At 45.6% G+C, this 5,568-nt stretch carries 5 protein-coding genes; all 5 read right to left on the bottom strand.

The features are described from left to right. Positions 1 to 121: 121 nt before the first annotated feature. Entirely contained in the window at positions 122 to 1,393 is a 1,272-nt protein-coding gene (locus QUB61_RS37510; protein WP_333135849.1) for a URC4/urg3 family protein, read from the bottom strand. Next, positions 1,390 to 2,472 carry an adenylate/guanylate cyclase domain-containing protein gene (locus tag QUB61_RS37505; protein ID WP_333135847.1) on the bottom strand — a complete coding sequence of 361 codons (1,083 nt, stop codon included), beginning with the start codon at positions 2,470 to 2,472 and terminating at the stop codon, positions 1,390 to 1,392. Before QUB61_RS37505 ends, QUB61_RS37510 begins: the two co-directional genes overlap by 4 nt. An 89-nt stretch (positions 2,473 to 2,561) precedes the next feature. After that, positions 2,562 to 3,809 carry a GTP cyclohydrolase II gene (locus QUB61_RS37500; RefSeq protein ID WP_333135845.1) on the bottom strand — a complete coding sequence of 416 codons (1,248 nt, stop codon included), beginning with the start codon at positions 3,807 to 3,809 and terminating at the stop codon, positions 2,562 to 2,564. A gap of 568 nt (positions 3,810 to 4,377) precedes the next feature. After that, positions 4,378 to 4,815 carry a class I SAM-dependent methyltransferase gene (locus tag QUB61_RS37495; RefSeq protein ID WP_333135859.1) on the bottom strand — a complete coding sequence of 146 codons (438 nt, stop codon included), beginning with the start codon at positions 4,813 to 4,815 and terminating at the stop codon, positions 4,378 to 4,380. A gap of 134 nt (positions 4,816 to 4,949) precedes the next feature. Beyond that, positions 4,950 to 5,186: a hypothetical protein gene (locus QUB61_RS37490; RefSeq protein ID WP_333135843.1), complete on the bottom strand. Its 237-nt coding sequence runs from the start codon at positions 5,184 to 5,186 to the stop codon at positions 4,950 to 4,952. Positions 5,187 to 5,568 lie beyond the last annotated feature (382 nt).

Genomic DNA, 5,568 nt, shown 5'->3' with positions numbered 1-5,568 from the left:
TTCTTCCCTCTTCCTTCTTCCTTCTTCCCTCTTCCTTCTTCCTTCTTCCTTCTTCCTTCTTCCTTCTTCCTTCTTCCTTCTTCCCTCTTCCTTCTTCCCTCTTCCTTCTTCCTTCTTCCCTTTAAAACACAGTGCCGTCACTTTCAATCTGAATTGGCGGCACTCCACCAGCCCTCAATTCGGCCGCAATTTTCCGCCCCGCCGCCCAAGTTCCTCCTTGCAAAATCTTCACCAGCGGCAATTGAGCCGCACTCAAATGCAGCTTTTCTCGAATAGCTGCGGCAATTTTATCTAAAAGATTGACAGTGAGCGATCGCCATTCTACTATAACCTCCGAACCCGGCAAGTAACTCTGCTCAAAAATAGCCGAATCTTTTGCCTGCAGCAGCCCGATATCCAAACACAAACCGCCGTTTCGGTACTCCGGCAATCCCGTTAACTCATCCAATCCGGCGACTTCTAAACCAAGTTCTTGCAGCGGTTCCAACAGCGAATAAGTCAACCACTGCGATAGTTTGTGGAACGGCACGAACTCATCTCCCAGATTTTTTCCTGTTAAAGCCCGATGCCGCCAAACATCGCCTAAATTAACGCCACCAATTGCATATCTTCCCGGCCAAATTTCCCCAAAACCTCTCAAAACAGCGCTCAACACGACCGCAGCATTCACAGTTTTGGTTTCAGGAACCCCACTGTCGAGCAAGTATTTGGCCAAATTGCCAGGACGCGGGTTTTCGCTGCCAAATAATAATGGATGCTGGCAAATCGCATTTCCCAAACGCTGCAATAATTCTAATCTGCCTGTTAAACCAACTAGCGGATTGTCTCGACTTACCTGAAATCCTGCCGCTAAGGTTTCTAGTTTTAATTGAGAAAGTCCCCAAGAATCAGCTTGCCAAGGAAAATCGGGATTGCTGGAAAAAACACCTTGACAAAACATCCGCAAGCTGGCTATTGCTAACCCTTCAGAACGGCGGTAAACCTGTCCGGTTTCAGGTTCGCAATACTGCCAATCTGCACCAGCACCGGCATCGAGCAAAACGCTGACAATTGCTAAATCAAATTTGATCTTAGCTTGCTCTATGAGTGAAAATTCGGCTATTGCTGCATCCAATTCGGCGAGTCGCGACAGGTTGCCCGCTTCAAAATGTCGCCAGCGACTGTGAAAGGGAATGTTAAAATCGGGATACTGTTGGCGCGTTGTGTCAATTACATAATTTGCTGCTTTGTCGAGTTGGGATAAATCGACGCGGAAGTAGCGGAGTTTGTCCAGGCGGGCTAAATCAAAAAGCCGTGAAGCGAAGCTATCCCGAAGGGAATCGCACTTTTGGCGAATAGCAGCCGGCGTTCTCAGATATTCTAGAGTCTCAAGTTCAATATTGTGCAACTTCATACCACCAAACACCGGTAAACATCGTTTTCTTTAAAAAAGTCAAACTGACTGTAATCTAAAAGATTATCTAAAATCGAATTTTTATCTAGTTTGATCAGCTTATATTCCCACTTCGAGCCGCTGACTTCGCGTTTTATTTGATCGGAAACTATCACCGAATTTTTTTCTGTCCCCGGGGATATTATTTTACTTAAATCTTCCAGCCTGTCGGCTATATTAATATCTTTTCCGTAAGTGCAAGACCTAAATATATATAAATTTCCCTTAGCAACTCCCACCGACAAGCCGCAAGGTATTTGATTGGCGTGAATAAAAACTTTCCAATTCTCGCACAAACTTTCCATTGCGGCTAAGGCTGAGTGAGCTTCCGGGAAAGTCAACAAATGGGAATCCCCAACAATGCTCCGAATTGTACCGCCGTATTCTTCGCAAATTGTTTTTTCAAAATCATCAAAGTTAGTGAGCAAATATTCAACGTCTTTGATAGAATTAGATTCTTGATAAGCAATAAAACCTCTCAAATCTGCTTTAATTATTGCTTGATTTTTTATAATTCGCGTTTTGTAACTTTGGTCAACTTTGTAGACTTTTTCCGGTTCGCTCATCCCTTTCAAAGAAAACTCGTTGACAAAAGACGTTTGCACTTCTGCTTTGTTGAGCGCCAGCCATGCTGCTTGAGACAAATATATTTCATCCGGCGGAGTAACTGATTCTATGCGCGCTGTTAAATTCACCGTATCCCCAAATATATCTTTATCTTGATGCAAGACATCTCCTAATGTAATCGACACGCGAATAGCCAATCGTTCGTCGTTCGCCTTGCTAGATTGTTGGGCTCTCAATTCTTGCTGCATTTCTAGGGCTGCTACAGCCGCTGATGTGACGCTGGGAAAAATTATCCAAAATGAATCACCTTCCCCTTTAATCACGCTGCCTTCATTTTTCGTGCTAATATCTGAAATAAAAGTTTTATGCTCGTTTAACAAACTACTTAAGTCCGACTGAGATAATTTTTTAACTCGGGCGGTATATCCGCAAATATCTGTTTTTACGATCACAGTAGAACGCAAATGAGGCATAACCTACCCTGACTGATCAAAAACCAGCAATAAATTTTATTTAGCAAAGACGCGATGGTTCGCGCCCGATCGCTCGCGTCTTTGCCCTCTCAATCTCCTAAATCGCGTCCGATCGCTTCTGCAAGAATTGTAGCATCTGGCACAGTTTCTGGCGTATAATAGCCGGCGGCTTTTTTGGCGACGATTTCGACTTGTGCGTCTGCGGGAATCCAATCTTCAGGAATGGGGATGCGCTCGACCACCTGAATCCCAGAATTGATAATCGCATTGTATTTCATATCGCTCATAGAAACTAAACTGTCAATTCGAGAGATACCCAACCAGTGCAGCACGTCTGGCATTAGTTCTTGAAACCGCATATCTTGAACTCCCGCCACGCATTCAGTGCGCGTAAAATAGGCATCAGCTCGATCGCCGCCTTCCTGCCGTTTTCTGGCATTGTACACCAAAAACTTAGTCACTTCCCCCAAAGCTCTCCCTTCCTTGCGGAAGTAAACAATTACCCCAGAACCGCCGGATTGTGCCGTTTGGATGCAAATTTCAATCCCGTGTACCAAATAAGGGCGGCAAGTGCAGATATCCGAACTGAAGACATCAGAACCGTTGCATTCATCGTGTACCCGTACCGCCAACTGCTTGTCCGAGTCAGAAATATTGGCGACATCGCCAATGATATAAACCGTAGTTCCGCCAATTGGCGGCAAGAAAACGTGCAAGTCGGGCCGCGTCACTAAGTCCGAGAACATTCCGCCTGTTTCCTCGAACAGGACACGGCGAAGAACGCTTTCTTGGGCGCCGATCCGCCTAGCAATTCCCGGCAAATACCACACCGGGTCGATCGCAATTTTAGTGACGGCCAAATTGCCGCCTGCTTTGACTATTTTGCCATCAATTTGCACCCGCCCCGACGCGATGGCATCTTGCAATTCCGGCATATTAATGTGAGCTTTAGTTACAGCAATTGTCGGTCGAATATCGTATCCCTGCTGGAAAAATGAAGTATAAACTTCGCTGACCAAACCTCCAAAGGGATCGAGAGAAACAATCAAATTGCGATCGCCCCAACTCGGGTGTGGCCCGATATGTGCCGCCGGAGATGTGTTGGTAAAATCGGGGCGGTGATCCGCTGGGAGTGCGCCGTTGGCAACTGCTAGGGCTCGATAAACAGAGTAGGAACCCGAATGAGTGCCTATCGCATTCCGGTGAGACGATTTGCTGATGCTGCCAATCACAGGACCCCGTTTCAGGGGATCGATTTCTCCCCAGTAAATGGGATGAGGTTTTGTGCCGGATCTGTGGGGATGGGATGTTAAAACTATATGCTTGGGTTTTGACACAGTTGTTTTTGGCTCTTGCTATAGACGCTGCTGTTGGTTGTAAGCCGAATCGCAATCTGAAACAGTGATTCATCATACCAACAGTACACACCTCAAGGGTTGAAACAATCGCGCGAAATACGCACAACCCTTTCTCTGATTGGGTTTCAGGATAACAGGAGGTTTTCCTCGGATTTGATATAAGTCCAGAGTTAAATCTTGGATAGTATAGCCAACACCAAAGACAGCACAACTGCCAAACGCCAACTTTGAAGTTTTAACAAAAGCGAAAAAAAAAGATTTGAGATTCGGGGCCGCCGACGTGCAGTCAATCTCAAATCTCAAATCTCTTTCCTCAAATCTCAAGTCGAATATTTTTCCTCAAAACGCCTTAATTCCGACTTTGAGGGTGACAGAATTCCATGATAATTGCCTCGCCTTCGTTGCGCGAGTCCAATTCCTGCGCTACCCGCTTGAGATAGTTTTCCGACAGCAAGCGCCTAGAAATTTTGTGCGGTATGAACCAGCGATGGCGCCACCGCAAACAAAGCGAATAACCCACCGCTTCGGGGAAAGAATAAGTGGACTGTCACCGAATTTCCCAACCAGCAACTTCTCCAGCTTTACTCAGAGTTTCGGGAGTGAATTGTATGAGGTTGCGGGGAAAATAAGTGCTGTGCCAGCGCCAGCCCAGCTTGCGCGCGTATTCGCTATCAGCATTGGGTACACCTACCCAAATGTAACCGTTTGGTGCCAGCAACTGCCTCATACCATCTAGTGTTTCAACGGGAAAAGGCGTTGCCCCCAAAACGTGGGAACAAAGTACGACATCAAACTTTTTGTCAGTACCATTCTTAGCAATGTATTCTTCTACAGTGCCTGTGAAAACATCGATACCGCATTCCCTGGCTGCTGCTGCTGAAGAGCTAGGCTCAATTCTTGCCGCCTCAACTCCGAGTTTTTTGAAGACTTGAAGAAAGGAACCTCCGCCGCACCCAACGTCTAACAACCGCTTGCCTACAGGGATGGGAATGTGTCGGTATTCATTGAGCTGTTTTGCTTATTTTACTACATCTTTTTCATCAGACACGTAAGTGTTATAGCACTGCCAGCCCGACGGGTAATAATCGCTCAATTCATCCCATGTAAGCTGTCGCGCATTTAAATTGTATATTCAGGGCGGGCGGGACGCCCACCCCACAAGACTTTGATTTTTTTTGACATACAATTTAAATGCCGCAACAGCTTAGGACGGGGATTCACGAATACTAAGCTGCTGTCTTCACATCGGTCAACTGGCAATTTGGGAGGCTCTTTCGGTTTGCGTGCAGTGCCTGCTATGTACTGAAAGCTGATATTCTTGAAACTGCCAACCGGGCAATTAGTAAATTTTTGCATGATTGGGTTTCTAAATTTGTAAAGTTTTTAATGGCTGTAGAGCCACCATAATTTTTGACGATTTGTTGGGCAGGTAGAGTGCACGCCTGTTGTGGCGATCGCCAACTAGATTTATTTGCCTTCTCTGTATTCTAGATGGTCGGCTTGTTTGCGTAAGATCACTTAAAAATTGAGGATATACTATTTGTCGTCTCAGGGTTATACTGAGAATATAGCATGGCGCACAAATGCAACCAATCGTCTATTAACGATGCTTTTTAGTAGCATTTTTTGGCGAGCGCTGAAATCTTAATCTAAAGATTAACTGTATCCGCTCAATAAATCGGGGTAACAGCAAAAAAAGAAGGTTCACAATCTAGGCACAGCATGGTAGAATATGACG

Source organism: Microcoleus sp. C2D2, assembly GCF_036702495.1.
Classification (GTDB): Bacteria; Cyanobacteriota; Cyanobacteriia; order Cyanobacteriales; family Microcoleaceae; genus Microcoleus.
The sequence above is the reverse complement of the archived record's forward strand: the minus strand, read 5'-3'. Positions and strand labels throughout refer to the sequence as shown.

Bases quoted from the DNA above. Each gene is read 5' to 3' on its own strand.
- QUB61_RS37510 (WP_333135849.1), bottom strand. From the start codon at position 1,393: ATGAAGTTGCACAATATTGAACTTGAGACTCTAGAATATCTGAGAACG.
- QUB61_RS37505 (WP_333135847.1), bottom strand. From the start codon at position 2,472: ATGCCTCATTTGCGTTCTACTGTGATCGTAAAAACAGATATTTGCGGA.
- QUB61_RS37490 (WP_333135843.1), bottom strand. From the start codon at position 5,186: ATGCAAAAATTTACTAATTGCCCGGTTGGCAGTTTCAAGAATATCAGC.